General features: G+C 62.6%; 23 protein-coding genes and 3 tRNA genes. 4 read left to right on the top strand and 22 right to left on the bottom strand.

What is annotated here, in order from left to right:
• Positions 1–23: 23 nt before the first annotated feature.
• From PPA02S_RS17955 to rluD, 8 genes are all read right to left on the bottom strand, one after another.
• Positions 24–1235 (bottom strand): MFS transporter, encoded by a 1212-nt coding sequence (locus PPA02S_RS17955; RefSeq protein WP_042141837.1) that lies wholly within the window; start codon positions 1233–1235, stop codon positions 24–26.
• 108 nt (positions 1236–1343) lie between these two features.
• Positions 1344–2390, bottom strand: coding sequence for an NAD(P)/FAD-dependent oxidoreductase (locus PPA02S_RS17950; RefSeq protein ID WP_028631773.1), 1047 nt, complete (start codon positions 2388–2390; stop codon positions 1344–1346).
• A 123-nt stretch (positions 2391–2513) separates the two neighbouring features.
• Positions 2514–2589 (bottom strand) — tRNA-Lys (locus PPA02S_RS17945).
• Positions 2590–2595: 6 nt separating this feature from the next.
• Positions 2596–2672 (bottom strand) — tRNA-Pro (locus PPA02S_RS17940).
• Positions 2673–2676: 4 nt separating this feature from the next.
• Positions 2677–2752: transfer RNA gene (locus tag PPA02S_RS17935), tRNA-Asn, on the bottom strand.
• A 423-nt stretch (positions 2753–3175) separates the two neighbouring features.
• Positions 3176–5740 carry an ATP-dependent chaperone ClpB gene (clpB, locus tag PPA02S_RS17930; protein ID WP_028631774.1) on the bottom strand — a complete coding sequence of 855 codons (2565 nt, stop codon included), beginning with the start codon at positions 5738–5740 and terminating at the stop codon, positions 3176–3178.
• Positions 5741–5906: 166 nt separating this feature from the next.
• Positions 5907–6647, bottom strand: a complete 741-nt coding sequence (pgeF, locus tag PPA02S_RS17925) for a peptidoglycan editing factor PgeF (protein ID WP_028631775.1) — start codon at positions 6645–6647, stop codon at positions 5907–5909.
• Positions 6644–7606: a 23S rRNA pseudouridine(1911/1915/1917) synthase RluD gene (gene rluD, locus PPA02S_RS17920; RefSeq protein ID WP_028631776.1), complete on the bottom strand. Its 963-nt coding sequence runs from the start codon at positions 7604–7606 to the stop codon at positions 6644–6646. Before rluD ends, pgeF begins: the two co-directional genes overlap by 4 nt.
• Before the next feature lie 147 nt (positions 7607–7753).
• On the opposite strand from rluD, the gene PPA02S_RS17915 reads away from it, so the two are divergent.
• Both PPA02S_RS17915 and PPA02S_RS17910 read left to right on the top strand, forming a co-directional pair.
• On the top strand, positions 7754–8773 hold the full coding sequence (locus tag PPA02S_RS17915) for an outer membrane protein assembly factor BamD (protein ID WP_028631777.1): 1020 nt from the start codon (positions 7754–7756) through the stop codon (positions 8771–8773).
• A gap of 100 nt (positions 8774–8873) precedes the next feature.
• On the top strand, positions 8874–9104 hold the full coding sequence (locus tag PPA02S_RS17910) for a PP0621 family protein (RefSeq protein WP_028631778.1): 231 nt from the start codon (positions 8874–8876) through the stop codon (positions 9102–9104).
• Positions 9105–9120: 16 nt separating this feature from the next.
• Here the strand turns inward: PPA02S_RS17910 and PPA02S_RS17905 are convergent, their stop codons facing one another.
• Genes PPA02S_RS17905 through PPA02S_RS17885 form a run of 5 tightly spaced genes read right to left on the bottom strand, consistent with a single transcriptional unit; the run spans position 9121 to position 11942 of the window.
• On the bottom strand, positions 9121–10218 hold the full coding sequence (locus tag PPA02S_RS17905; RefSeq protein WP_028631779.1) for an NAD(P)/FAD-dependent oxidoreductase: 1098 nt from the start codon (positions 10216–10218) through the stop codon (positions 9121–9123).
• Positions 10219–10272: 54 nt separating this feature from the next.
• The gene (locus tag PPA02S_RS17900; RefSeq protein WP_028631780.1) at positions 10273–10659 is read right to left on the bottom strand and encodes a type IV pilin protein; all 387 of its coding nucleotides are present in this window, start codon (positions 10657–10659) and stop codon (positions 10273–10275) included.
• A gap of 1 nt (position 10660) precedes the next feature.
• Entirely contained in the window at positions 10661–11125 is a 465-nt protein-coding gene (locus PPA02S_RS17895; RefSeq protein ID WP_028631781.1) for a hypothetical protein, read from the bottom strand.
• Positions 11122–11763 (bottom strand): PilW family protein, encoded by a 642-nt coding sequence (locus PPA02S_RS17890; RefSeq protein ID WP_028631782.1) that lies wholly within the window; start codon positions 11761–11763, stop codon positions 11122–11124. Before PPA02S_RS17890 ends, PPA02S_RS17895 begins: the two co-directional genes overlap by 4 nt.
• Positions 11760–11942 carry a prepilin-type N-terminal cleavage/methylation domain-containing protein gene (locus tag PPA02S_RS17885; protein ID WP_028631783.1) on the bottom strand — a complete coding sequence of 61 codons (183 nt, stop codon included), beginning with the start codon at positions 11940–11942 and terminating at the stop codon, positions 11760–11762. Before PPA02S_RS17885 ends, PPA02S_RS17890 begins: the two co-directional genes overlap by 4 nt.
• Positions 11943–12051: 109 nt before the next feature.
• Between PPA02S_RS17885 and PPA02S_RS17880 the strand changes: the two genes are divergently transcribed.
• Positions 12052–12543, top strand: coding sequence for a GspH/FimT family pseudopilin (locus PPA02S_RS17880; protein ID WP_028631784.1), 492 nt, complete (start codon positions 12052–12054; stop codon positions 12541–12543).
• 56 nt (positions 12544–12599) lie between these two features.
• Here PPA02S_RS17880 and ispH read toward each other — a convergent pair whose 3' ends face one another.
• The 6 genes from ispH to murJ form a co-directional block, all read right to left on the bottom strand.
• Positions 12600–13547, bottom strand: coding sequence for a 4-hydroxy-3-methylbut-2-enyl diphosphate reductase (gene ispH / locus PPA02S_RS17875; protein ID WP_028631785.1), 948 nt, complete (start codon positions 13545–13547; stop codon positions 12600–12602).
• A 14-nt stretch (positions 13548–13561) separates the two neighbouring features.
• A complete protein-coding gene (locus PPA02S_RS17870) occupies positions 13562–13999 on the bottom strand; it encodes an FKBP-type peptidyl-prolyl cis-trans isomerase (RefSeq protein WP_028631786.1) in 438 nt (145 codons plus the stop codon).
• Positions 13992–14507, bottom strand: a complete 516-nt coding sequence (lspA, locus tag PPA02S_RS17865; protein ID WP_028631787.1) for a signal peptidase II — start codon at positions 14505–14507, stop codon at positions 13992–13994. Before lspA ends, PPA02S_RS17870 begins: the two co-directional genes overlap by 8 nt.
• Positions 14500–17331 (bottom strand): isoleucine--tRNA ligase, encoded by a 2832-nt coding sequence (gene ileS, locus PPA02S_RS17860; RefSeq protein ID WP_028631788.1) that lies wholly within the window; start codon positions 17329–17331, stop codon positions 14500–14502. The genes lspA and ileS overlap by 8 nt, the downstream gene beginning before the upstream one ends.
• Entirely contained in the window at positions 17328–18278 is a 951-nt protein-coding gene (gene ribF / locus PPA02S_RS17855; RefSeq protein WP_028631789.1) for a bifunctional riboflavin kinase/FAD synthetase, read from the bottom strand. The genes ileS and ribF overlap by 4 nt, the downstream gene beginning before the upstream one ends.
• A 117-nt stretch (positions 18279–18395) precedes the next feature.
• On the bottom strand, positions 18396–19934 hold the full coding sequence (gene murJ / locus PPA02S_RS17850) for a murein biosynthesis integral membrane protein MurJ (protein WP_028631790.1): 1539 nt from the start codon (positions 19932–19934) through the stop codon (positions 18396–18398).
• A gap of 250 nt (positions 19935–20184) precedes the next feature.
• Here murJ and rpsT point away from each other — a divergent pair, with 250 nt between their 5' ends.
• A complete protein-coding gene (rpsT, locus tag PPA02S_RS17845) occupies positions 20185–20463 on the top strand; it encodes a 30S ribosomal protein S20 (RefSeq protein ID WP_028631791.1) in 279 nt (92 codons plus the stop codon).
• A gap of 107 nt (positions 20464–20570) precedes the next feature.
• Here rpsT and PPA02S_RS17840 read toward each other — a convergent pair whose 3' ends face one another.
• From PPA02S_RS17840 to PPA02S_RS17830, 3 genes are read right to left on the bottom strand one after another with little or no spacing between them, the layout of a single operon-like run.
• Positions 20571–22871 (bottom strand): PqiB family protein, encoded by a 2301-nt coding sequence (locus PPA02S_RS17840; RefSeq protein WP_028631792.1) that lies wholly within the window; start codon positions 22869–22871, stop codon positions 20571–20573.
• Positions 22864–23487 carry a paraquat-inducible protein A gene (locus tag PPA02S_RS17835; RefSeq protein WP_028631793.1) on the bottom strand — a complete coding sequence of 208 codons (624 nt, stop codon included), beginning with the start codon at positions 23485–23487 and terminating at the stop codon, positions 22864–22866. Before PPA02S_RS17835 ends, PPA02S_RS17840 begins: the two co-directional genes overlap by 8 nt.
• Positions 23474–24133 (bottom strand): paraquat-inducible protein A, encoded by a 660-nt coding sequence (locus tag PPA02S_RS17830; RefSeq protein WP_028631794.1) that lies wholly within the window; start codon positions 24131–24133, stop codon positions 23474–23476. The genes PPA02S_RS17835 and PPA02S_RS17830 overlap by 14 nt, the downstream gene beginning before the upstream one ends.
• Between the last annotated feature and the right edge of the window lie 87 nt (positions 24134–24220).

Here is a 24220-nt window from a genome sequence, read left to right as displayed (position 1 = left end):
TGCACATGCCCGGTGGTGCCCATTCAGCCGTCGTCAAGCGATGCGTTGTTGGCCGCCGCCGGGCCACGCAGCAGTAGCAACAGGCACCAACCAGCCGTTGCCAGCAGCACCACGCTGGTAACGCCGAACACAAACCGCAGGCCCAATGAGCCAGCCGCAAAGCCGCCAAGCACCGGGCCGGCGACTTGGCCCAGGTATTGAGCCGAGGTGGAATAGCCCAGCATCTTGCCCACCCTGTTGGCGCCGACGTTCTGCCGGATGACAGCCGACACACAGGGGATCAAACCGCCCAATGCCAAGCCCATGGCCAGGCGCAACACGATCAGTTGCCAGGCCTGGGTGACCAGCGCCTGGGGAATCAACAGCAACCCGGCGATGCCCAGGCATACCACCACTACCTTCAAAGCGCCGAGGCGGTCGGCCAGCTTGCCCAGCCTGGGTGCCGAGATGATGCTGCCCAGCGCCGAGGCTGCCATGCACAACCCCGCCAGCCAGGTGACAGACTGCGCGCCCACGTCCAGGCTGCGGATATACAGCGTAACGATCGGTTCGATCGACATGTTGGCCATCATCAGGATCATGGCAACGAACAGCATGGTGAAGACGACAGACATGTCTGGCCGGGGCGCAGGCGCGCTGTCGGCCCGGGCCTTGTCGGCTTTGCCCTGACGGGGTGGCGAGGTAATGAACAGGCACGTCGCCAGGAAGTTGAAGAAGATCAGCCCGCTGGCGCCCAGGAAGATGGTGCGGATATCCATGACGGTCGGCAGAATGCCGCCGAGCAGCGGCCCCACCAACCCACCGGCCATGATGCCCGACGAGAGCATGCCAAGCGCCCAGCCGGAGCGCTCTTTCGGCGTTTGCGCCGCCACCAGCACGTACGACCCCGAGGTATAGCCACCGGCAAGACCGACTAGCAAGCGCAATACCACCAACTGCTCCACAGTCTGCGCCAGACCAATCAGCGCCATGCTGACAACCATGCCGAAACTGGCCCGGATCAGGTTTTGCCGGCTGCCGTAGCGGTCTGCCAGGTGCCCCCATAACGGCGCTACCAACGCGGCGCTGAAAAAGGTCGCGGCATAGGCGATGCCTGACCAGCGGGCAATGTCTGCATCGCCCACGGCACCTAGATGCTCCACGTACACCGGCAGAAACGGTAGCAGCACGGTCATGGCAACGATATTGACGAACGATCCAAAAAAACAGATTGCCAGGTTACGTTGCCACTGCATTACTGCGCTCCTGCGAGGGGTGTTGGGGAAGCAGCCTCATGAGGGCATGGAAACCCTCAACACCCATTGCAGCAGTTGCACATCGGCCACGTCCAGTTAAAACACGGCCTAGCACCCGGCCTGAACGATTTCCTCGGCAGCGAGGCGGCCCAGGTACGGCGCCAGGATGACCCCGGGGTGGGCTATCAGCGCATACACCCCATGCGCCCCCGGCAAGTAACCCCGCACGGGTTCGCCCCCTTGGGTCATTGGCCGCTGGCAGATGCTGACGGCACGCAGCGACAGCCCAGAGGTGCCGATGAACATGCGCTTGATCGCCTCGGCGGTGTGTTCGGCAAGGGCCGGCAAGCCTGCCTCGCCTTCTGCAGGGGCATCTTCCGCGCAGGCCACACCACCTTCCAGCGCCGGGCGCAGTTCCAGGCCATTGCCGTAGACCAGGTGCCTGACTACCCCGGCAGGCGCCGAGAAGCGCATCAACACTGCAGGCTTGGTGAGGATGGGCAATTGAAATGCCTGCTGCCCGGCCAGGCCAATGGCCGCATCGGCATTGGCCAATACCACGGTGCGTGCGGCGAAGCGTTCACCGGCACACAGTGCTGCCGTGACACACCCGTTGTTCAGCTCCAGCCCATCAACGCAACGGCCATACAGCACCTGCGCACCCGCTTGCTTGGCGCCATGGAGCAACTGGCGGGTCAGCGCGACGGGCTCGACCGCAAAATCGTCAGGGGCCCAGGCGGCCAGCCTGGGCGGGGTTACCAGGCAGGGCTCCAGAGCACTGACCTGCTGGGCATCCAAGGGGTGCAGCCGTACACCCGCGGCCTGCTGCTGGTCGATGAGGCAAGCGGTTTGCTCGTCGCTGTCCAGCCATACCAGCGCCCCACGGGCAGCGACAGGCAGGGGCCCGAGGTCGAGTGCCAGGCGGCGGAAGTCGGCGATGGCCTGCAGCGTTGCGTTAAGCGCAACCGGGTTTTCAGAGGCAGAGGCGCTGGCAGTACCCACCCAGCCATACGACCACCGGGTAACACCTGCTGCGGGCCTGGCCCCCTGCTCCAGCACCGTGACCCTGGCACCCAGCCTGGCCAGGTGCCAGGCAACGGAGGCCCCCATGATGCCCGCGCCTACAACCACGACGCTTGATGTATTGGCTACCATGCCAAATCGTCCTTATACCGCCCAGTGACACGAGGCAGGATAGCGGATTTACGGCACAACCAAGGGTTTGGAAAAATCGGGACAAAAGAAAAAGGGCATCTCATTTGAGATGCCCTTTTTACATGGTGGGTCGTGTAGGATTCGAACCTACGACCAATTGGTTAAAAGCCAACTGCTCTACCAACTGAGCTAACGACCCGGAAAATGGTCGGGGTGAGGGGATTCGAACTCCTGACATCCTGCTCCCAAAGCAGGCGCGCTACCGGACTGCGCTACACCCCGAGATTGGCTCCGCGACCTGGACTCGAACCAGGGACCCAATGATTAACAGTCATTTGCTCTACCGACTGAGCTATCGCGGAACTGAACTTCGGTACAACTTTTTTGCTACTTCGAAGCTTGTGTTAGCTTCGGTCTCTTTGGCTATCCGCTTTCGCGTTGTCGCTGCTGAGCGCCGGCTATTCTACAGTCTTCGTTTTGCTTGTCAACCACTTTTTTTCATTCAACTTACTGATTTGTAAGTTGTTTTGCGGTCACCGGTGTTGCTGGTGATTCGCTTAGTGCCTGACAACGCGGCGTATATTAGGGGCACTCTAGAATTGATGCAAGCAAAAATTTCAAAATTTTCAGCAAGTTAACAAACCCGCCCGGAAAGGCCCGATTTTACTGGGGTTGTGCTGGCCGCATCGCGATCAAACCCACCCCCACAGGTACTGCCCAGCCCGGGGAAATGGCGCTATCACCCAAAAAAAACCCCGCCGAAGCGGGGCTTTCAAACGAGGTAATCAGCTGAAGACGATCTCGTCGCCTTCCACCTTGGCGGTAATCGCCGTCCCGGGGATGAACTTGCCGGCCAGGATCAGCTGCGCCAAGGGGTTTTCGATCCAGCGCTGAATCGCACGCTTCAACGGCCGTGCGCCGTACACCGGGTCGTAACCGACCGCAATCAACTTGTCCAACGCCTCTGGGCTCAGGCTCAGCGACAGCTCGCGCTCCAGCAGGCGGCTGCGCAGGCGGCCCAGCTGGATCTCGGTAATGCCGGCGATCTGCTCGCGGCCCAGCGGTTCGAACACCACTACCTCGTCGATACGGTTGATGAACTCGGGGCGGAAGTGCGCCCCTACTGCATCCATCACCGCCGCACGCTGGGCTTCACGGTCGCCCACCAGTTCCTGGATCTGTGCAGAGCCCAGGTTGGAGGTCATCACAATGACCGTGTTGCGGAAGTCCACGGTGCGGCCATGGCTGTCCGTCAGGCGGCCATCTTCCAGCACCTGCAGCAGCACGTTGAACACATCTGGGTGCGCCTTCTCCACTTCGTCCAGCAGCACCACCGAGTAAGGCTTGCGCCGTACGGCTTCGGTCAGGTAGCCGCCCTCTTCATAGCCCACATAGCCTGGTGGGGCGCCGATCAGGCGAGCCACGGAGTGTTTCTCCATGAACTCGGACATGTCGATGCGCACCATGGCCTCTTCGGTGTCGAACAGGAACTCGGCCAAGGCCTTGCACAGCTCGGTCTTGCCCACACCGGTAGGGCCAAGGAACAGGAACGAGCCGCTTGGCCGGTTGGGGTCGGACAGCCCCGCGCGGGAACGGCGCACGGCGTTGGCCACCGCGGTAACCGCCTCGCCTTGCCCAATCACACGCTGGTGCAGCAGGTCTTCCATCTTCAGCAGCTTCTCGCGTTCGCCCTCCAGCATCTTCGACACAGGGATGCCGGTCCACTTGGAGACCACTTCAGCGATTTCTTCCTCGGTGACCTTGTTACGCAGCAGCTGGTTATCGGTTTTGCCATGCTGGTCGACCATCTGCAGGCTGCGCTCCAGGTCCGGGATTACCCCGTACTGCAGCTCGGCCATGCGGCTGAGGTCACCTTTGCGGCGTGCGGCTTCCAGCTCCTGGCGGGCCTGCTCGATCTTTTGCTGGATCTGCGCCGAACCCTGCACTTCGGCTTTTTCCGATGCCCAGATCTCTTCCAGGTCGGAATATTCGCGCTCAAGCCGCTCGATTTCTTCGGTCAGCTTTTCCAGGCGCTTCTTCGCAGCCTCGTCTTCTTCCTTCTTCAGCGCCTGGGATTCAACCTTCAGCTGAATAAGGCGACGGTCCAGGCGGTCCAGCACTTCCGGCTTGGAGTCGATTTCCATGCGGATGCGGCTGGCCGCCTCGTCGATCAGGTCGATGGCCTTGTCGGGCAACTGCCGGTCGGTGATGTAACGGTGGCTGAGCTTGGCGGCGGCGATGATTGCACCGTCGGTGATGGCAACTTTGTGGTGCACTTCATAGCGCTCTTTAAGGCCACGCAGAATCGCAATGGTGTCTTCCTCGCTGGGCTCTTCCACCAGTACTTTCTGGAAGCGGCGCTCCAGGGCTGCGTCTTTCTCGATGAACTGGCGGTACTCGTTCAGCGTGGTAGCGCCCACGCAGTGCAGTTCACCACGGGCCAGTGCCGGTTTCAGCATATTGCCGGCGTCCATGGCGCCCTCGCCTTTACCGGCACCGACCATGGTGTGCAGCTCATCGATGAACAGGATCACCTGCCCTTCCTGTTTGGACAGCTCGTTCAGAAGGCCTTTCAGGCGCTCTTCGAACTCGCCCCGGTATTTGGCACCGGCGATCAACGCGCCCATGTCCAGCGCCAGTAGGCGCTTGCCTTTCAAGCCATCGGGCACTTCGCCGTTGATGATGCGCTGGGCCAGGCCCTCGGCGATGGCCGTTTTGCCCACGCCGGGCTCACCGATCAGCACAGGGTTGTTCTTGGTGCGGCGCTGCAGTACCTGTACGGTGCGTCGGATCTCGTCGTCACGGCCGATCACAGGGTCCAGCTTGCCCTCTTCGGCGCGCTTGGTCAGGTCGACAGTGTATTTGTCCAGCGCCTGGCGCGACTCTTCGGCGTTGGCGTCATTGACGGCAGCGCCGCCGCGCAGGTTATTGATTGCGTTTTCCAGGGCTTTCTTGCTCACGCCCTGGCTCAGCAGCAGCTTGCCGAGCTTGCTGTTCTCGTCCATGGCCGCCAGCACCACCAGCTCGCTGGAGATGAACTGGTCGCCTTTCTGCTGGGCCAGGCGGTCGGCCTGGTTGAGCAGGCGCGCCAGGTCCTGGGACATGTTCACGTCGCCAGTGGGGTTCTGGATTTTCGGCAGTTGGTCGAGTTCTTTTACCAGCGCCTGGCGCAGGCTGTGGATATCGAAGCCCACCTGCATCAGCAGTGGCTTGATGGAGCCGCCCTGCTGCTCGAGCAGTGCCTGCAACAGGTGCACGGGCTCGATGGCCGGGTGGTCCATGCCAACGGCGAGGGATTGCGCATCGGATATTGCAAGCTGCAGCTTGCTGGTCAAACGGTCTATTCGCATGGGTTACCTTCCTTTAAAAGGGCAGGTCGGAGCGATGGACAGCGCCTGTTATGAAGAAACCTGCCTGAGATGCCTTATAGATAAGGCTGATTCTGGAAGATTCAAGCTTAGCGGGGTTGACCGAAGTCATTGTGATGGATTAGTGCAGGCGATGAAGCCAGAGCGGTTAGCGCTGATCGAGCCAGACCAACGATGCAAAACGCCCACCTTGCGGTGTACGGCGGTAAGAGAAGAACCGCTCATCACTGACGGTACACAGCCCGCCGCCATAAACAGCCGTTACACCGCTGGCTGCAAGGCGAATACGCGCCAGCTCATAGATGTCGGCCATCAACTTGCCAGGCCGCGCGCCCTCGACGAAGGCCCGCGCTGCCTCGGGGTGCACGGCGGTGAAGGCATCACGCACTTCCAGCCCCACTTCGAACGCTTGCGGGCCGATAGCCGGGCCCAACCACACCAGCACCTCTTCAGGCGCCAGGGCCAGGCGTTGCAGCGTGGCCTCAAGCACGCCACCTGCCAGCCCGCGCCAGCCGGCATGGGCTGCGGCCACACGGGTACCGGCGCGGTCGCAAAACAGCGCAGGCAGGCAATCGGCGGTCATGACCGTGCAAGCGATACCGGGCTGGTGTGTCCAGCTGGCGTCCGCTTCGGCTACCTCAGAGGGGTCGGCGTCGGCGACCTCCAGCCCGTGCACCTGTTTGAGCCAGGCTGGCTGAATGGCGAACTCACGGCTCAGGCGACGCCGGTTCTCGGCGACCGCAGCAGGGTCATCCCCCACGTGATCGCCCAGGTTGAGCGTGTCGTAGGGTGGCAGGCTGATGCCGCCCCGACGGGTGGTGACGCAGGCGCGAACCGAGGCTGGCGCGGGCCAGTCAGGTATCAGCAACGCCTGCGTCAATTCGCTCATCCGATGAAGCTCTCGCGGTCCTGGTTCAGCAGGGACAGCAACCACACGAAGTCGTCCGGCAGCGGCGATTCCCACTCCATGCGTTCACCGGTGGTCGGGTGGTGCAGCGCCAAAAAGCGTGCATGCAGCGCCTGGCGCGGGAAGGTTTTCACGGCCTCGACCATGGTCGGGCTGGCCGCCGGCGGAATGCGGAAGCGCCCGCCGTAGGTCTGGTCACCCACCAGGGGGAACCCGACGTGGGCCATGTGCACACGGATCTGGTGGGTACGCCCGGTTTCCAGCTTTACCCGCACATGGGTGTGCGAGCGGAAGCGCTTGAGCACCCGGTAATGGCTGACCGCAGGCTTGCCGCCGTCGGTTACTGCCATGCGCTGGCGCATGCCGCCGTGGCGGCCGATGGGGGCATCGATCTTGCCACCTGCAGTGACCACACCGACCACGATGCATTCGTAGATCCGGCTGACCGAGCGCTTTTGCAGCTGGTCGACCAGGTTGGTCTGCGCCTGCAGGGTCTTGGCCACCACCATCAGCCCCGTGGTGTCTTTGTCCAGGCGGTGAACGATACCGGCACGGGGTACGTTGATGATGTCTGGCACATGGTGCAGCAGGGCATTGAGCAAGGTCCCGCTGGCATGCCCGGCAGCCGGGTGCACTACCAGACCGGCGGGTTTGTTGATGACCATGATCTGGTCGTCTTCATAGACGATGTCGAGTGCGATGTCCTCGGCTTCCCACTCGCCCTGGGCTTCCTGTTCGGCCTCAAGGGCGAGAACGGCGCCACCATGGACGGTGTCACGCGGGCGCAGGACAGCGCCATCGACCGTCAGACGGCCTTCTTTGATCCACGAAGTCAGCCGCGAGCGCGAATACTCGTCGAACAATTGGGCGGCGACCTGGTCGAGGCGTTGACCGCCCAGTTCGGACGGTACCTCTGCGCTAAGTTGAATGATCTCGGACATGCTCGATTCGGCGGGCGCACAGCCTTTGGTTTCGGCTGCGAGCTTGTGGTTAAATACGGCTTCTTTTGTCCCGGGGTTGGCCGGGGCGCTCATCATAACAGGACGGCCCCGCCCAAGACAGCGGCCGTCAAAGGGACGCAAGCCGCCATGCAAGTGAAACACCTGCTGCTGATCGCCATCCTCGGGCTCACCGCGGCCTGTTCCTCTAACAAGGAAGTCATCGACGAGAACCTCAGCGAGGCCGAGCTGTATCAGCAGGCCCAGGCTGACCTCGACAATTCCAGCTACACCAGTGCCGTGAACAAGCTCAAGGCCCTGGAGTCGCGCTACCCGTTCGGCCGTTATGCCGACCAGGCGCAGCTCGAGCTGATCTACGCCAACTACAAGAACGCCGAGCCGGAGGCTGCCAAGTCGGCTGCCGAGCGGTTCATCCGCCTGCACCCGCAGCACCCGAACGTGGACTACGCCTACTACCTCAAGGGCCTGACCTCGTTCGACCAGGACCGCGGCCTGCTGGCGCGCTTCCTGCCGCTGGACATGACCAAGCGTGACCCGGGTGCCGCCCGCGACTCGTACAACGAGTTCGCCCAGCTGACCAGCCGCTTCCCCAACAGCCGCTACGCACCAGACGCCAAGCAGCGCATGATCTACCTGCGCAACCTGCTGGCCTCGTACGAAATCCATGTGGCTGACTACTACCTGAGCCGCCAGGCTTACGTGGCAGCGGCCAACCGTGGCCGTTACGTGGTCGAGAACTTCCAGGAAACCCCTTCGGTTGGCGATGGCCTGGCAGTGATGGTGGAGTCGTACCAGAAGATGCACCTGGACGACCTGGCCGCCACCAGCCTGGAAACCCTCAAGCTCAACTACCCCGACCACCCGAGCCTGGCCGATGGCGAGTTCCAGCCCAAGCAGACCGAGTCTGACGGCCGCGGCTGGCTGTCCAAGGCCACGTTGGGCCTGATCGAAACCGACACGCCGCTGCCGCCAGGAGAAACCCGCGCCAACCAGGACGTGGTCAAGCAGTTCCAGGACGCGCGCGACGAAATCCCGAAAGAGCTGCTGCCCAAGGACGAGAACGGCGACCCGATCGAGCCGCAAGGGCCGAAGGAAGCCGAGAAAGATCGTTCGTGGTTCAGCTACATGACCTTCGGCATGTTTGACTGATCTGCCGAGAGGGAGGCCTGGGGTGACCCCGAATTAGGCCTCCCTTTTTCTCTGGCGCCGTCCTAGACTGTCGGCTTCATCATTCGACAAGCTGAACACCATGGTTCGCCTACTCTTCTGGATCGTCCTGATCGCCGCCGCGTTCTGGCTGTGGCGCAAGTTCAAAGTCAGCCAGCAACCCCGCCCCGAAACGAAGTTGGATGCGCCCCTGAAAATGGTGCGGTGCGCCCATTGCGGCGTGCACTTGCCCACCGACCGTGCGCTCACCCAAGGCAACGAGTGGTATTGCAGCCAGGCCCATCTGCAACAGGGGCCTGGCCGTCAGGGCTGAAACTGCGCCCGGGCTGCTAACCCAAGCGCCCCTGCGGGGCATACGGTGCCGGGTCGATGATGGGCTCGGCCCCGGTCAGCAGGTTTGCAAGCAGCTGGCAGGACGCAGGCGCCAGTACCAGCCCGTTGCGGTAATGCCCACAGTTCAGCCACAACCCATCATGGCCGGGCACTGGCCCGATGTACGGAATGCCTTCAGGCGAACCGGGCCGTAGCCCCGCCCAATGCGCCACCACGGGCGCCCCTTCCAGCTCGGGCAGCAACTCCACCGCCGACGCCTTCAGGCTGGCCAGCGCTTCTTCCGTCGGGGTTTTGTCGTAGCCGGCGTGTTCGAGCGTGCTGCCCACCAGAATGTGGCCGTCTCGCCGGGGGATTGCATATCGCCCTTTGGCCAGCACCATGCTCGGCAGAAAATGCTCGTCGCATTTGAACAGGATCATCTGCCCCTTCACCGGCTCCACCGGCAATGCCAGGCCCAAGGTGCGCAACAGGTCGCCACTCCAGGCACCGGCACTGAGCACCACATCATCCGCTGCCAGCACTTCGTCGGCCAGTTGCACACCGGTAACCCGCCCGCCTTGCTGGACGAAGCCTGAGATCTGGCAGTGTTCACGCAGGGTTACATTGGGCAATGCCAGTAGCGCTGCCTTAAGCGATTTCACCAGGCGCGGGTTGCGCACATTGGCTACGCCGGCCATGTAGATGGCCCGGCCAAAGCCCGGCCCCAACACCGGCACTGCAGCGTAAACCGCTGCAATATCCACGGCATTCAAGGGCCGCTGCTGACGCGCTGCCCAGGCCAGTGCCTCGGCCTCGTCGTCCAGGTCCAGCCAGTACAGGCCGGTGGTGTGCACTTGCGGGTCAACGCCGGTGGTGGCGAACAGGTGCTGGCCCAGCAGTGGATAGAAATCCTGCGACCAGTGCGCCAACGCGGTGACGGCAGGGCTGTACCGCCACGGGTACAGCGGCGACACGATGCCACCGCCGGCCCAGGACGACTCACGGCCAACTTCGCCCTGATCGCACACCACTACCTGCCCGACGCTCGCCGCCAGGTTGTATGCGGTCAGCAGGCCGATCACCCCGCCCCCGACCACCACTACTTGCTTGCTCATGTGTAGATCCAACACCTGAAGTTAAACTGCGATGCACCGGGCATCATTGAACCTTCAGCTTCCCCAGCAATGCGTGCTGTCGATGGCACCTGGGTTGCCGCGTACCCCAGCATGGTCAAGCTGGAAGTCGCCACAACGGTCGTCGGCCATGCGCCCCTGCGGCAGCCGCAGGGCGCGCAGCGTGAAGGTATCGCTGCCACGCAGGGCCTGCAGGCTGTAGTCACGGTTACCGGCGGGCAGGTACAGCTCGCCCTCGGCATACTGGCCGGTGAGCATACGATGCCGCTCAAGCCGTAGCGCAGCGTCGTGCAGCAGGCCGGCCACTTCGCTACGGGCGGCCTGCCGAAGGTGGTCGCTGTAGGCGGGGTAGGCAATGGCTGCCAGAATGCCGGTCACGGCCAGCACAATCAACAGCTCGATCAAGCTCAAGCCTTGCTGCATGTCAGTCTCCCTGCACTCTTTGCCGCCATGCGATGCGGCGGGTTTGATCGCCGTTGATGGCGTAGACCGCCTCCAGCACCTGCCGCGGCCGCGCCTGCAGGCTTACGGCCGTGACCCTGAACAATGTGACAGGCAGCCCCTCCGGCACATGGGCGGCACGCATGCTGATACCCAACTGCTGTATCTGATAGAACCCCTCCGGCGCTTTGTGCCAGTGGCCCCCAAGTGCATGGGGGCGTTCAGGCGGGGCGCACGGTTGGCACGGTGCAGGCGCCTGGTGATGCAAAGCCCCCTGCCCTGCCAGCAACGTTGCCTCGGCCTGCTCAAACGCCAGCAAGCCATCACGCAGCACCCCGGCCATCTGCGTCTCAACCAGCGCGGCACGCAAGGCCGAGGCTGCGAGTACGCCCAGCAACAGGCTGATGACCAGCGCCAACAACAGCACCACCCCGCGCTGACGCTTCATGGCAAAACTGGGTTGCGCAGGGCAACACTCAAGCGGTGCCGCTGCTGCAGCTGCAAGGCGGGGTCATGCAGCGCAAGGTCCAGGTCGATACGCGGGCTGCCAGCGCTTGTGAGGTAGGCGATATCCAACGACCGCACGTGCTCCATCAGCGGCTGGGTGCTGTTACTGCGAGTGAAATACAACGTGCTGCCCCTTAGCTCATAACGGTGCCGGCTGATGGGAATAGCCAGTTCACCGCTGCCCTGCACCTGCCCCACGGCAACCTGGGCGTGGTCCCGGCAATTGGTAAGCACGGTCCAGTCCGGGTGCAGAACATGGCCGGCCACATCCGCCACGATCAGGTTCAGGCTCGACGGGCCTACCTCCACTGGCCGGGTGAAAGCCAGGCGGGTGGCACTGTCGGGAAAGTCGCCAGGCAGTAAGCGCAGGCAACCGAACATGCCGGCCATGCGAATATCCTGGGCCATGCGCAGCAACGCCAGGCGTGCGTCCTCCTGCATGCGCAAGGCAGCGCCCTGCAACCGCCACACCTGATGGGCAGAAGCGAACAGTTGGCTGGCAGTTGTGAGCAACATCAGCCCAATCGCCAGCGCCAGCAGCAGCTCCAGTAAGCCATAGCCCCGTTCGACGCGCCTCATGGTTGCGCCCGCTCACGATCACTGTGAGCCGCCAGCGCCGCCTGCACGTCGACCCTGGCCCTGTCGGTGGCCTGCAGTGCCTTTACCTGGAGCGCCGCTGCCGCGAACAGGCCGGCGCCCAGCACCAGCACTGCCAGCAGCACTTCCAGCAGGGTCATGCCTTGTTGCCTTGCGTGCATCCTTGCACCTCCTGTGACTTTTCGCGCAGGTGTGGTGTACACCTGCGACTGGCAGGGTTGCTCAACGCCCGTGAAGCTACAGCCAAGCACTTCCCGGGAGGAATGCACGGTGAAGCAACGCGGTGCAACACTGATACAAATATTGTCGGCACTGGCCATCGCGATGCTGCTGTCACAGCTGGGCATGCCGGCCTACGCCACGTTCAGCGACGACCTACACCGGGCCGCTGCCGCGCGGGACCTGGCACAAGCCCTGCGAAGCGCTCGCGGGCACGCCATGCTGCAGGGCCAGCCGGTACGGGTGCAGGCACTGGACAACGCGTGGGGCAATGGTTGGGTGGTGATGCTCGATCACAATGGGCAGGTGCTGCGCGAACACCGCCTGCCACGGCCACTGCGCATTGCGGGCAACATTGGCGCAACCCTGAAGTTCAGCGCGGTGGGCATCCCCATGAGGCCTGGCGGCGGCTGGCTGGGGGGCACGCTGGACATTTGCGAGCGGGGCACCGCGCTAAGCCGGCATCAGGTGGTGCTGGCTTCAAGCGGCAGGGTCAGGGTGGCGACCGAAGTGAATGAGACGCCACAGTGCCGGGGCGCCTGACCAAAGGCGGCAGTTGAGGCCCGTCCTGCGAGCCTTGCACTGCCTTGAGGCTTGCTTTAAAGCAGCGAGCGCACGCGCAGCTCTTTGGGCATGGAGAAGGTGATGTTCTCTGCACGCCCGTCCAGCTCCTCGGCACCGGTTGCGCCCCAGGCCTTGAGCTGTTCGATCACACCCCGTACCAATACCTCGGGGGCCGACGCACCCGCCGTGATGCCAACCCGCGCAGCCTCGGTGAACCAGCCCTGTTGCAGGTCCTCGGCACCATCGATGAGATAGGCCGGTGTACCCATGCGCTCGGCCAACTCGCGCAGGCGGTTGGAGTTGGAGCTGTTAGGGCTGCCCACTACCAGCAACACGTCACACTCGTCGGCCAGTTGCTTCACAGCGTCCTGGCGGTTCTGCGTGGCGTAGCAGATGTCATCCTTGCGCGGCCCGCCAATGTTCGGGAAGCGTGCACGCAGGGCGTCGATCACCCGGCTGGTGTCGTCCATGGACAACGTGGTCTGGGTCACGAAGGCAAGGTGGTCAGGGTCTCTGACCTGCAAGCTGGCGACATCACTCTCGTCTTCGACCAGGTAGATGGCACCGCCATTGCTGGCATCGTACTGCCCCATGGTGCCTTCCACTTCCGGATGCCCTTCGTGGCCGATCAGGATGCATTCGCGGCCATCACGGCTGTACTTGGCCACCTCGATGTGCACCTTGGTCACCAGCGGGCACGTAGCGTCGAACACCTTCAGGCCACGGCCTGCTGCTTCCTGGCGTACGGCCTGGGAAACGCCGTGGGCGCTGAAGATGACAATGACGTCATCCGGCACCTGGTCCAGCTCTTCGACGAAAATAGCGCCACGGTTGCGCAGGTCTTCGACCACGAACTTGTTGTGCACCACTTCGTGACGCACATAGATCGGCGGGCCGAAGACTTCCAGGGCACGGTTGACGATTTCGATCGCCCGGTCGACCCCCGCGCAGAATCCGCGGGGGTTGGCGAGTTTGATTTGCATGCTCGGCTCCAGGCTTACAGGGCCTTCACTTCGAGGATCTCCACCTCGAACGTCAAGGTCTTGCCAGCCAGTGGGTGATTGAAGTCGATGGTCACCTGGTCATCATCGAACGCTTTGACCACACCGGGCAATTCGGCGTTGGCGGCATCCTTGAAAATGATCAGCAGCCCTTCGGACAGCTCCATGCCCTCGAACTGGGACCGCGGCATCACTTGCACGTTCTGCGAATTGGGCTGGCCGAAGGCGTTCTCCGGGGCCACCACCACCGTGCGCTTGTCACCGGCCTTGAAACCGAACAGTGCGGTTTCGAAACCGGGCAGCAGGTTGCCATCGCCCACCTTGAAGGTGGCCGGGGCCTTGTCGAAGGTGCTGTCGACGGTGTCGCCGTTTTCCAGGCGCAGGGCGAAGTGCAGCGTGACTTCGGTGTTCTGGCCGATACGAATGTCAGTCATGGGCCGGCTCCTCGGTCTTCTTGCTCTTGAACATGTCCAGCGCCAGCATCACCGCACCGACCGTGATTGCACTGTCGGCCAGGTTGAAGGCCGGGAAGTAATGCCGGTTCTGCCAGTGCACCAGGATGAAATCGACCACATGGCCCAACACCACACGGTCCCACAGGTTGCCGATAGCGCCACCCAGCACCAGCGCCAGCGCCACGGCCAGCCAGGTTTCGTGACGCCCAAGGCGCTTGAGCCACACCACCAGCACGGCACTTACCACCACGGCGATGAGGGCGAACAGCCAGCGCTGCCAGCCTGCCCCGTCTGCCAGGAAGCTAAAGGCAGCGCCGGTGTTGTAGGCCAACGTCCAGCTGAAGTAATCAGGGATTACCACGATTTGCTGGTACATGGTCAGGGCGTTGTCGAAATACAGCTTGGTGGCCTGGTCCAGAACCAGCACCAGCAAGCTCAGCCACAGCCATGCAAGGCGCCCGAAGCGCCCCGCTGCAGGGTTAGGCATAGTGGCGCACCTCGCCCTGGCCGGTCAGGTTCTCGACGCAACGCCCGCAGATTTCCGGATGCTCCGGGTGGCTGCCAACGTCGGCTCGGAAGTGCCAGCAACGGCCGCACTTGGTGTAGCCGGACTTCACCACTTTCAGCTTCAGGCCCTCCACTTCGGTGGCCACGGCTTCGGCCGGTGCCTGAGCGAACGGCACCACGCTGGCGGCTGAGGTGATCAGCACGAAGCGCAGTTCGTCACCCAGCTTGGCTAGGTCGGTGCTCAGGCCTTCGTCGGCGTACAGGGTGACTTCGGCTTGCAGGTTGCCACCGATGACCTTGGCGGTGCGCTGGTTTTCCAGCTCCTTGTTGACCGACGCCTTGACCGCCATCACGCGGCCCCAGTAGGCGCGGTCCAGCTCGGTGCCTTCAGGCAGCTCGCTCAGGCCCTCGTACCAGCCGTTGAGCATGACCGACTCGTTACGCTCGCCCGGCAGGTATTGCCAGATTTCGTCGGCGGTAAAGGCCAGGATCGGTGCAATCCAGCGCACCAGTGCTTCGCTGATGTGGTACAGCGCGGTCTGGCAGGAGCGACGCGCCACGCTGTTGGCGCCGGTGGTGTACTGGCGGTCCTTGATGATGTCGAGGTAGAAGCCGCCCAGCTCCTGCACACAGAAGTTGTGCACCTTGGAGTAGACGTTCCAGAAACGGTACTCGCCGTAGTGCTCTTCCAGCTCACGCTGCAGCAGCAGGGTACGGTCAACCGCCCAGCGGTCCAGCGCCAGCATGTCTTGCGGCGCCAGCAGGTCGCGCGCAGGGTCGAAGCCAGACAGGTTGGAAAGCAGGAAGCGGGCGGTGTTGCGGATGCGGCGGTAGGCATCGGCGCTGCGCTGCAGAATCTGCTCGGAAACCGCCATTTCACCGGAGTAGTCGGTAGCAGCAACCCACAGGCGCAGGATGTCGGCACCCAGGGTGTTGTTGACCTTCTCTGGCTCGATGGTGTTACCCAGCGACTTGGACATCTTGCGGCCGTTCTCGTCCACGGTGAAACCGTGGGTCAGCAGCTCGCGGTACGGCGCGTGGCCGTCGATGGCGCAACCGGTCAGCAACGACGAGTGGAACCAGCCACGGTGCTGGTCGGAACCTTCCAGGTACAGGTCGGCGCGCGGGCCGGTGGCGTGGCCGATGTCGTGGGAGCCGCGCAGCACGTGCCAGTGGGTGGTACCGGAGTCGAACCACACATCCAGGGTGTCGGCGATCTTCTCGTACTGGTCGGCTTCAGCGCCCAGCAGCTCGCTGCCATCAAGCTTGAACCAGGCCTCGATACCTTCCTGCTCCACACGCTTGGCCACTTCTTCCATCAGCTCGACGGTGCGCGGGTGCAACTCGCCGGTCTGCTTGTTGAGGAAGAACGGAATCGGTACACCCCAGTTGCGCTGACGCGAGATGCACCAGTCAGGGCGGTTGGCGATCATCGAGTGCAGGCGTGCCTGGCCCCAGGCCGGGACGAACTTGGTGTCTTCGATGGCCTTGAGGGCGCGCTCGCGCAGCGGCTCACCGGTGCTTGGCTGCTTGTCCATGCCAACGAACCACTGCGCTGTGGCGCGGTAGATCAGCGGCGACTTGTGGCGCCAGCAATGCATGTAGCTGTGGCTGATGGTTTCGGTGTGCATCAGCGCACCGACTTCGCTCAGTTTCTCGACGATGGCCGGGTTGGCCTTCCAGATGAACTGGCCGCCGAAGAACGGCAGCGACTCGGCATACACGCCGTTGCTCTGCACGGGGGTGAGGATGTCGTCGTTGACCATGCCATAGCGCTTGCAGGTAACGAAGTCGTCTTCACCGTAGGCTGGCGAGGAGTGAACCACGCCGGTACCGGCACCCAGCTCGACGTACTCGGCCAGGTAGATGGGCGACAGGCGGTCGTAGAACGGGTGGCGGAAGTTGATCAGTTCCAGCGCCTGGCCCTTGGCAGTGGCGATGACCGCGCCTTCCAGGCCGTAGCGGGCGAGGCACGGCTCGACCAGTTCTTCAGCCAGCACCAGCAGACGCTCGCCGGTGTCGACCAGGGCGTAGGTGAAGTCCGGGTGGATGTTCAGCGCCTGGTTGGCCGGGATGGTCCACGGGGTGGTGGTCCAGATCACGATGGCAGCGGGCTTGCCCAGTGCCGGCAGGCCGAAGGCAGCTGCCAGCTTGGCTTCGTCGGCGACCGGGAACGCCACATCGATGGTCTGGGACTTCTTGTCGGCGTATTCCACCTCGGCCTCGGCCAGGGCTGAACCGCAGTCGAAGCACCAGTTCACGGGCTTGAGGCCCTTGAACACGAAGCCTTGCTTGACCATCTCGGCCAGGGCGCGGATTTCACCGGCCTCGTTGGCGAAGTTCATGGTTTTGTACGGGTTGCCCCAGTCACCCAGCACGCCCAGGCGGATGAACTCGGTTTTTTGCCCTTCGATCTGCTCGGCAGCGTACTCGCGGCACAGCTCGCGGGTGCGATCGGCAGACAGGTGCTTGCCGTGGGTAACCTCGACCTTGTGCTCGATCGGCAGGCCGTGGCAGTCCCAGCCCGGCACGTACGGCGCATCGAAGCCGGACAGGGTCTTGGAGCGGACGATCATGTCCTTGAGAATCTTGTTCAGCGCGTGACCGATGTGGATCTTGCCGTTGGCATAGGGCGGGCCGTCGTGCAGCACGAACTTGGGACGATCCTTGCCAATTTCGCGCAGCTTCTGGTACAGGCCAATGCTGTCCCAGCGCTGCAGGATCTGCGGTTCGCGCTGAGGCAGGCCGGCCTTCATGGGGAAGGCGGTGTCCGGAAGGTTTAGCGTGGCTTTGTAGTCGGTCATTTCAGGCTCTTGGTTAGCGGTTGAGCGTGCCAATGTGCACGTGCGGCGGCGATATCCGCATCGATCGCCGACTTCAGCGCCTCCAGGGAGGCGAATCGCTGCTCTTCACGCAGCTTGTGGTGGAACACCACCGTCAGGCGCCGGCCATACAGGTCGCCGGCATAATCCAGAAGATGAATTTCCAGGTGCGGGCGCCCATCACCGGCAACGGTGGGGCGCACGCCGATATTACCGACACCCGGCCAGGCCTTGCCGTCGATCTCGATGCTGGCCAGGTAGACCCCGGACAGCGGCACGCGGCGGCGCTTGAGCTGGATGTTGGCAGTGGGAGTACCGAGCTGGCGGGCCAGCTTCTGGCCGTGCAACACGCGGCCAGTGATGCTGTAAGGGCGGCCCAGCAGGTGTTCGGCCAGTTCGAAGTTGCCATCGGCCAAGGCCTTGCGCACTTCGGTGCTGCTGACCCGCAGGCCGTCCTGGATCACCGTATTGGCGGCCTCGACGGTAAAACCGTACTGCTGGCCGGCCTGGACCAAAAAGGCGAAGTCACCTGCGCGGTCGCAGCCAAAGCGGAAGTCGTCGCCCACCTCCAGGTGCCGCACGCCCAGGCCATCGACCAGGATGGCCTTGACGAAGTCATCGGCGCCGAGTTCACCCAGGCGCTGGTTGAACGCCAGGCACAGCACCCGGTCGATGCCCTCGCCGGCCAGCAGCTCGACCTTGTCGCGCAGGCGGGCCAGGCGGGCGGGTGCGGTATCGGGGGCAAAGTACTCGCGCGGTTGCGGTTCGAAGATGACCACGCAGGTGGGCAGGCCCAGTGCCTGGCCGCGCTCACGCAGGCGCGCCAGGATAGCCTGGTGGCCGCGGTGAACCCCGTCGAAGTTGCCAATGGTGGCGACACACCCCCGGTGTTCGGGGCGCAGGTTGTGAAGACCTCGAACCAGCTGCATAACGCGCTTCTTGCTCATAAAGTGGCCGATTATAACCACACCCGGGCGCCGGTAACAGGCAACAGCGCCCAAGGGCGGCATGGAATGTGAAAAACCGACACCTGGCCCGGCCGTGCTTCAGTGCAAGGCTTTGCGGGCGAAATGCCGGGGCCGGAAGCCGCACAGGTACAGGCAGCCAAAATAGGTCACCACCCCTGCCATGATCAGCGCCCCTAACCGCAACAGGCGCTCAAGCATGTTGCCCTGCTCCCAGGCGGGCAGGTAATGAAGGCCGGCCAGCAACACCGCCGACATCAGGCTGACCGCCAGCACCAGCTTGCACAGGAACAACACCCAACCCGGTTGCGGCTGGAACAGCTGATGGCTGCGCAGCTTCCAGAACAGCAGGCCGGCATTCAGGCAGGCGCCCAGGCTGATCGCCAGGGCCAGCCCGGCGTGTGCCAGGGGGCCTACCAGTACCAGGTTGAACAGTTGTGTGCACACCAAGGTGAACACGGCAATTTTCACGGGTGTGCGGATATTCTGCTGGGCATAGAAGCCGGGGGCCAGCACCTTGACCAGGATGATTGCCAGCAACCCTACCGAATAGGCGACCAAGGCACGCTGAGTCATGGCCGCATCTACGGCACTGAACTTGCCGTACTGGAACAGCGCAACCGTCAGCGGCTCAGCCAGCAAGGCCAGGCCCAACGTGCAGGGCAGTACCAGCAGGAAACACAGGCGCAGCCCCCAGTCGAGAATCCGCGAGTATTCCTCACGGTCCCGGTTGGCGTATGTCTTGGCGAGGGTCGGCAGCAGAATGGTCCCCAGCGCTACGCCCAGCACGCCCGATGGCAGTTCCATGAGGCGATCGGCGTAGTACATCCACGATACCGAACCGGCTACCAGGAACGACGCGAATATCGTGTTGATGATCAGCGAGATCTGGCTCACCGACACCCCAAGGATGGCGGGCAGCATCTGCTTGAGCACTCGCCACACCCCGGCGTCGCGCAGGTTCAGCCGCGGCAGCACCAGCATACCGATCTTCTTCAACGCCGGCAGTTGATACAGCAACTGGGCCAGGCCGCCCGCCAGCACACCCCAGGCCAGGGCCATGATCGGCGGGTTGAAGTACGGCGTCAGCCACACGGCGAAGGCGATCATGGCCACGTTCAGCAGCGTGGGCGTGAAGGCCGGTACCGTGAAGCGGTTCCAGGTATTGAGGATGGCCCCCACCAAGGACGACAGCGAGATCAGCAATATATAAGGAAACGTCACTCGCAGCAGGTCGGTGGTGAGCTGGTATTTCTCGGCGCTGTCGACGAAACCTGGGGCAGTGGCCCACACCACCCAGGGTGCGGCCAGGATGCCGATGGCGGTGACCACGGCCAGCACCAGCGTCAGCAGCCCGCTGATATAAGCCACGAACGTGCGCGTGGCCTCTTCGCCCTGCTGGCTCTTGTACTCGGCCAGGATGGGCACGAATGCCTGGGAAAACGCGCCTTCGGCAAAAATGCGCCGCAGCAGGTTGGGCAGTTTGAAAGCAATGAAGAAGGCGTCGGTGGCCACCCCGGCGCCAAAGATGCGCGCAAGGATGGTGTCGCGGACAAAGCCCAGCACCCGGGAAATCATGGTGATTGAGCTGACCGCAGCCAGTGATTTGAGCAGGTTCATCGAAAAGATTCACGCCAATGACAGAGGACGCTGCCAGACAGCGTCCGAATGTGCGATACTCCCGCGCCTTCGCAGGGGAGCCAAAAATTCCCGAGTTTACAGGTCGCGCAGCAGAAAGGAATCTTTCCCGCCTGTTGGTGCACCGCTCGGCGGAACCTTGCAAGTGGCCTTGACATCCGGTCGACTCATCGGCATGATTCGCGGCCTATTTTGTTTGCTATTTACCTAAAGTCTTTCGAGGAGCTCGACGGTGGCCAACACACCTTCCGCCAAGAAACGTGCAAAACAGGCTGAGAAGCGTCGCAGCCACAACGCCAGCCTGCGTTCCATGGTCCGCACCTACATCAAGAATGTAGTCAAGGCCATCGACGCAAAAGACGCCGACAAAGCACAAGCTGCTTACGTTCTGGCTGTGCCTGTAATCGACCGTATGGCCGACAAGGGTATCATCCACAAGAACAAAGCTGCTCGTCACAAAGGCCGTCTGAATGGCCACATCAAGGCGCTGAAAGAAACTGCAGCTGCCTAAGCGACGTGCTAGTCGAAAAACCGACCCTAGGGTCGGTTTTTTGTTGCCTGCAGTTTTCGTGTGAGCCTTTTTCATCAAGGGGCCGCTGCCAACGGCCCCTCGATGGGTCACTTGCCCAGCTGAATTTTCGGCGCCCATTGCAGCCAGTCATCCTCGGCCTTGTCGAACAAGGCGAAGGTCTGCTGCGGCCGCGCAGGGTTGCCCATACGCTCGCCATCCGGCGTGGCAAAGGCGATGCCGCCATCGATCAGGGTTTCCAGCGACTCGGTACGCACGGTCGCCCCTTTCAACAGGCCCCAGTCGAAACCGAAGCCACTGCTGTTCCAGAAGCGGCTGCCGCTGCGTACCAGGCTGGCATAACGGGGCTCGATCAGGATGTGGATCAACACGCGGTCAGCGCTCTGGCCAAGCTCGAAGCCAGTAACCTTGCCCACTGCGACCTCGCGGTAGGTCACCGGCACACCAGCCTTGATAGAGCCACGGCGCGGCGCACTGAGGGTCAACGGCAGGCCTATTTCGGGGCCCGCCACCTCCGGCGCATCAGCCAGGGCAATGAAATCCCGCTGCGGCCCCCGGTCCTTGGCGGCAGGCTGCACTTCCAGGTATTGCCCGCTGATCAAGGTATCAAGGTTTTCTGTACGCACCAGGCCCAGGGCCGGCTTGACCACCCAGAACTGGGTGCCGACGCGGGCGATCTTGTCAGCCGCCTCGGTGATACGCGCGCGCAACAGCACGGCCTGAAGGTCTGCTGTAAGGTCGACGCTCTCGATGCTACCCACATCCAGCCCACGGAAGCGGATGGCGGTACCTGGCTTCAACCCATCAGCCCGCTGCACCCGGATGGTAACCAGGGTGCCCGCTCGGTTCACCGCCTCTTGGTTCTCATGCAGGCGGAAGCGCGGAATGTGGCGCTTGAGCGGTGCATTCGCCCGTGGCGTGTCGAAGGCGATACCCCCTGCCATCAAGGTCTGCAGGGATTCACTCTTCACCTTGATACCCGAGAGGCCACCGGTAAGGGTAATGCCGCTGGCATTCCAGAAGCGTGACGATGCATTGACCAGCTTTTCGTATTCCTTTTCGATGTGAACGCCAATCAGGATACGGTTGCTGTCGCGGGCGAACTGGTAGCTTTGCACGCTGCCCACTTTCACCTGGCGGTACATCACCGGGCTGCCCACTTCGAGCGAGCCCAGGGTATCGGCGAACAGCACCATGTGCAGGCCGGGCGCTTTCAGGTCCAGTGGAGGCGCCTTGGCCCGCGCTTCGAATTCACGCTCAGGCCTCGCACCCTTCTCGCCAGGGCGAATGGCGATGTAGTTGCCCTTTACCAGCGCTTCCAGGCCGGTGATCCCGGCAAGCGAGATCGACGGCTTGACCACCCAGAACTGGGTGCCCTCCACCAGGTAATCCTCGGTCAGCGGGTCCAGGGTGAGCTCGGCGGTGGCGCTGGAAAGGTTGTCTTCCATTTTCAGGGTTTTCAGCGACCCCACCTGGATACCTTTGTACATGACCGGCGTACGGCCAGCCTGCAGGCCCTCGTAGTCGCTGAGCTTCACCTTCACACGGATGCCCGCCTGGGCGGCATCGAAGTCCTCATAAAGCCGGAACGGCAGGCTCGGGTCGGTTGGCGGGCTGTCCTTGCGATGCTCCGGCGTCGCGAAGGCGATACCGCCGGCAACGATGCTGGACAACGACTCGCTGCGCACCTTCACGCCAGAGAGCGAGGCATCGATGCTGACGCCGCTGGCGTTCCAGAAGCGCGTATGCTTGCGCACCAGGTTGGCGTAGGCAGGTTCAATGAAGACCTTTACCTCGACCGTGCTCTGGTCGTCGGACAGGCGATAGCTTTTCACCCGCCCAACCTGGATCTGCTTGTAGAACACCGGGCTGTCGCGGTTGAGTGACCCCAGCCGCTCGGCCTTCAGCACAAGGTGCAGCCCCGGTTCGGAGTCTGAGAGCGGGGGCGCAACCTTGAGTGCGGTGAAGCGCTTGGTCGGCTCGCCCTCCCCTGGGCTGACGGCAATGTAGTTACCTGATACCAGCGTTTCTAGCCCGGTAATACCTGCCAGGCTGACGCTCGGCTTCACCAGCCAAAAGCGGGTGCCTTTGTTCAGGTGGTTCTCTGCCGCCTGGTTCATTTCGATAGTGGCGATAACGCCCTGATTCTCACCCTTGGCATCCAGCACCAGGCTTTTCACCTTACCGACCGGCATGCCCTTGTAGATCACCTCGGTCTTGTTGGCGACGATGCCTTCGCCCGACTCGAAGCGCACTTCAATCTGCACGCCAGCTTCGCGGTAGGCCTGCCACGCGAGCCAGCCGCCGATCATCAAGGCGATCAGGGGCAGGATCCAGATGGCCGACCAGTTGGAAGCGGGGCGGGTTTTGGCCGTTGGCAGGTCACTCATGGTCGTCATCCGACTCCGTATTGTCCCAAATCAGTCGGGGATCGAAGGTCAAAGCAGCAAGCATCGTCAGAATCACCACAGTTGCAAAGGCGACAGCGCCCAAATTGGCTTCGACACTGGCTATCCGCCCGAAATTCACCACTGCCACCAGGATGGCAATGACGAAGATATCGAGCATGGACCAGCGCCCTATGAATTCGATGAAGCGGTACATCCAGATGCGTTGCCGTGCTGACAGTGGCTGGCGACGCTGGACCGAATACAGCAGCAAGGCAATACCCACCAGCTTGAACGTCGGCACCAGGATGCTGGCAACGAACACTACCGCAGCGATCGGCACCATGCCGTGTTTGAGCAGGGCAATGACGCCCGACATGATGGTGTCGGGGCTGCCCTGGCCAAATGAGCTGACCGTCATGATCGGCAGCACATTGGCAGGGATGTAAAGAATGAACGCCGCCACCAGCAGCGCCCAGGTTCGCACGATGCTGTTGGGCCTGCGTGCGTGCACCAAGGCACCACACCGGGTGCAGGTTTGTGAGGTGTCGCCAGGCACCTGCCGGTTCAGTTCATGGCACTCATTGCAGACAACAATGCCTGCATCAATCGCCCGCATGCAGGTCCTCCCCCGCTAACGCACTCCAGATCTGGTGCGGTGACATCACCACTTCAAGCCACACCTGAACCAGCAACAGGCTGATGAAACAGAACAGGCCAAGGCCAACGGTAATCTCGGCCAGGTCCACGAGTTTCACAATGGCCACCAATACACCCATGAAATACACCTCGAGCATGCCCCAGTCTCGCAGGTGGTGATAGATGCGATAGAACAGCAACCCAAACTTGCGCCCAACGTTCAGCCGAATGGCCAGCAATACAGCCAACTGGCAAAGCAGCTTGGACAACGGAACCGCCATGCTGCACAGGAACACGACAATGGCCACCCCACGCATGCCCGAGTCGTACAGGCCCAGTACGCCACTCCAGACCGTGTCATCCGAGGTTTGACCCAATAGGTGCAACTGCATGATCGGCAGAAAGTTGGCCGGGATGAACAGCAGCAGCGCAGTGAGCACCAGGGCCAGGCTGCGGTTCACCACGTTGTGCCGGTGGGCGTATAGCTCGTATCCACAGCGTGGGCATAACGCCTTTTCACCATTGTGTAGAACAGGCTTGCGCAGCAACAGATCACATTCATGGCAGGCGACCAGTTCGTCCAGCGGCAGGTCGGCCAGTGCTTCTGGTTCGGCAGGGTTGGGCATAGGGTGCTTCTGACTGGGTGGGTGGGGTTATTCTAGTGGCCTTGGCTGGGTTTGTGGGAGGCGCTTGTGTCTAGGCAGGCCCAAGGA

The sequence above is a fragment of the Pseudomonas parafulva NBRC 16636 = DSM 17004 genome, from assembly GCF_000730645.1.
GTDB lineage: Bacteria > Pseudomonadota > Gammaproteobacteria > Pseudomonadales > Pseudomonadaceae > Aquipseudomonas > Aquipseudomonas parafulva.
This window is presented reverse-complemented; position numbering and strand designations above follow the sequence as displayed.

Coding starts and splice junctions, on each gene's coding strand:
- lspA (WP_028631787.1), bottom strand. CDS start 14,507: ATGCCTAACCCTGCAGCGGGGCGCTTCGGGCGCCTTGCATGGCTGTGG.
- PPA02S_RS17890 (WP_028631782.1), bottom strand. CDS start 11,763: ATGAGGCGCGTCGAACGGGGCTATGGCTTACTGGAGCTGCTGCTGGCG.
- clpB (WP_028631774.1), bottom strand. CDS start 5,740: ATGCGAATAGACCGTTTGACCAGCAAGCTGCAGCTTGCAATATCCGAT.
- ispH (WP_028631785.1), bottom strand. CDS start 13,547: ATGCAAATCAAACTCGCCAACCCCCGCGGATTCTGCGCGGGGGTCGAC.
- PPA02S_RS17950 (WP_028631773.1), bottom strand. CDS start 2,390: ATGGTAGCCAATACATCAAGCGTCGTGGTTGTAGGCGCGGGCATCATG.
- murJ (WP_028631790.1), bottom strand. CDS start 19,934: ATGAACCTGCTCAAATCACTGGCTGCGGTCAGCTCAATCACCATGATT.
- PPA02S_RS17835 (WP_028631793.1), bottom strand. CDS start 23,487: ATGCGGGCGATTGATGCAGGCATTGTTGTCTGCAATGAGTGCCATGAA.
- PPA02S_RS17905 (WP_028631779.1), bottom strand. CDS start 10,218: ATGAGCAAGCAAGTAGTGGTGGTCGGGGGCGGGGTGATCGGCCTGCTG.
- ribF (WP_028631789.1), bottom strand. CDS start 18,278: ATGCAGCTGGTTCGAGGTCTTCACAACCTGCGCCCCGAACACCGGGGG.
- PPA02S_RS17895 (WP_028631781.1), bottom strand. CDS start 11,125: ATGAAGCGTCAGCGCGGGGTGGTGCTGTTGTTGGCGCTGGTCATCAGC.
- PPA02S_RS17885 (WP_028631783.1), bottom strand. CDS start 11,942: ATGCACGCAAGGCAACAAGGCATGACCCTGCTGGAAGTGCTGCTGGCA.
- PPA02S_RS17840 (WP_028631792.1), bottom strand. CDS start 22,871: ATGAGTGACCTGCCAACGGCCAAAACCCGCCCCGCTTCCAACTGGTCG.
- ileS (WP_028631788.1), bottom strand. CDS start 17,331: ATGACCGACTACAAAGCCACGCTAAACCTTCCGGACACCGCCTTCCCC.
- PPA02S_RS17870 (WP_028631786.1), bottom strand. CDS start 13,999: ATGACTGACATTCGTATCGGCCAGAACACCGAAGTCACGCTGCACTTC.
- PPA02S_RS17955 (WP_042141837.1), bottom strand. CDS start 1,235: ATGCAGTGGCAACGTAACCTGGCAATCTGTTTTTTTGGATCGTTCGTC.
- rluD (WP_028631776.1), bottom strand. CDS start 7,606: ATGTCCGAGATCATTCAACTTAGCGCAGAGGTACCGTCCGAACTGGGC.
- pgeF (WP_028631775.1), bottom strand. CDS start 6,647: ATGAGCGAATTGACGCAGGCGTTGCTGATACCTGACTGGCCCGCGCCA.
- PPA02S_RS17830 (WP_028631794.1), bottom strand. CDS start 24,133: ATGCCCAACCCTGCCGAACCAGAAGCACTGGCCGACCTGCCGCTGGAC.
- PPA02S_RS17900 (WP_028631780.1), bottom strand. CDS start 10,659: ATGCAGCAAGGCTTGAGCTTGATCGAGCTGTTGATTGTGCTGGCCGTG.
- PPA02S_RS17915 (WP_028631777.1), top strand. CDS start 7,754: ATGCAAGTGAAACACCTGCTGCTGATCGCCATCCTCGGGCTCACCGCG.
- PPA02S_RS17910 (WP_028631778.1), top strand. CDS start 8,874: ATGGTTCGCCTACTCTTCTGGATCGTCCTGATCGCCGCCGCGTTCTGG.